A 1,524-nucleotide genomic window follows, 5' to 3' on the forward strand; every position below is an offset into this window, starting at 1 on the left:
ATTGATAAAAATCTCTGTCATTATCGGACTTGTGGGGCTATTCTTAGGCTTTTTTGTAACTGGTGTTCCTCACATTATCCAAATGTTTTTGAAGGTCATTCGCTTAGTGGTTGAGTTCAATCTTGATAGCGATAGTAGCTCCTTATTATTTAGTTTTTGGTTTTTCTCCCTACTAGATTTTTGGGGCTGGTCTGTTTCTAGTTTTTCATTTGCTGGGCTAGTATATAGTTCAAGAGACCACCGAGAAGTGATGATGAAGCGTGAAACGGACCGCCTTGCGGATCGTTTCACTGATGACTATACCCCAGATTACCTAAACGATAAGCACCAGCTGGTACTTGCGACAACGGGGGGAGGCAAGACGAGCTACATCAATCAAATGTCAAGAGTAACTGCTAGTCGGTCGGATAAGCAACCAGATGTTTTGATTATTTTAGATGGAAAAGGGGACACTGGAGAGTATGGGCTATTAGATAATGCTTCAAAAATTGCTGAAGAACTAGGTCGAGAATTAGTAATTCTGAATGGTACTAACAACCCAGATGCAAAAGATTTGATGATGTCTTTGCTAGATGATGATACCGTAAAAAAATCAAGTGGTAGTGAACACTATAAAACAATGTTTGAAGCCTATCTGATTTCAGTTCTTGAGATTATGGAGTTGCTAGGGATTAAGTTCAGCTTTTCAAATATATTGGATTGCTTAAATTTTGAAATGATACAGGCTGATTTGTTGCACATGAAAGACGAGGAATTATCAAATGATGAGGCTACCCAATTCTCTATTTTGTTTTCAGAGATTGAGAAAAACTGGGAAGATTCCAAGGCTAGCGTCACTAAGTTAGAAATTTTTAGACGTGGTCGAGGGAAAGCAATTTTTGAGGGTGGAAGTAGTAAAAATTGGTTTAACGTTTCAAGCATCTATGATGATAACCAGATTTTACTTGTTCTGATTGATGAAATGAGTATGCCAGAATATAGCCAAGGGTTGGCTAAAATGGTTGTACAAGATGTCCGAAATTTCACGGCTTCACGCCTTAACGGAAAGCACAAAAGAGATAGGCAAGTTAGGCTTGTTCTAGATGAATTTTCAGCGTACGCAAGTAAAACCATGCTTGCTTTGTTGTCACGTGCTAGGAGTGCTGGCGTTACGGTGTATCTTTCAACCCAATCGATGGCCGACCTTTCGGCACTTGGAGAGGATTTTCAGCAAGCAGTTATTGAGAATATCAACCGTTTTGTAATTTTTCGCCAAAACAGTCCCAAATCGGCGGAAATGGTGGCGGACATTGTCGGAACAAGGCAGACAGTAACACAGACAGAACGAACCACGGGAGGACTTGGAACAGACGAAGCAAGTAACACACTAGCTAGGGAATATCTCATCAATCCAGATGAGATTAAAGTCTTGCCAGCTCAAACGGCGTTTTATGTTGCCAAAGATGAAAATAAGGTCTATAAGTTTGTAAATGATTGGTTCATAGAAAAAAATATAAAAAAAAAAGGCCGCCTGCGGTATGACCA

1 protein-coding gene is annotated in these 1,524 nt (G+C 39.8%); it reads left to right on the top strand.

The features are described from left to right. Positions 1-1,524, top strand: a 1,524-nt coding sequence (locus CGS49_RS13415; RefSeq protein ID WP_143405878.1) for a type IV secretory system conjugative DNA transfer family protein, incomplete at both ends; no start/stop codon positions are given.

The sequence above is a fragment of the Faecalibacterium langellae genome, assembly GCF_002549775.1.
In the GTDB taxonomy this organism is placed as follows: domain Bacteria; phylum Bacillota; class Clostridia; order Oscillospirales; family Ruminococcaceae; genus Faecalibacterium; species Faecalibacterium langellae.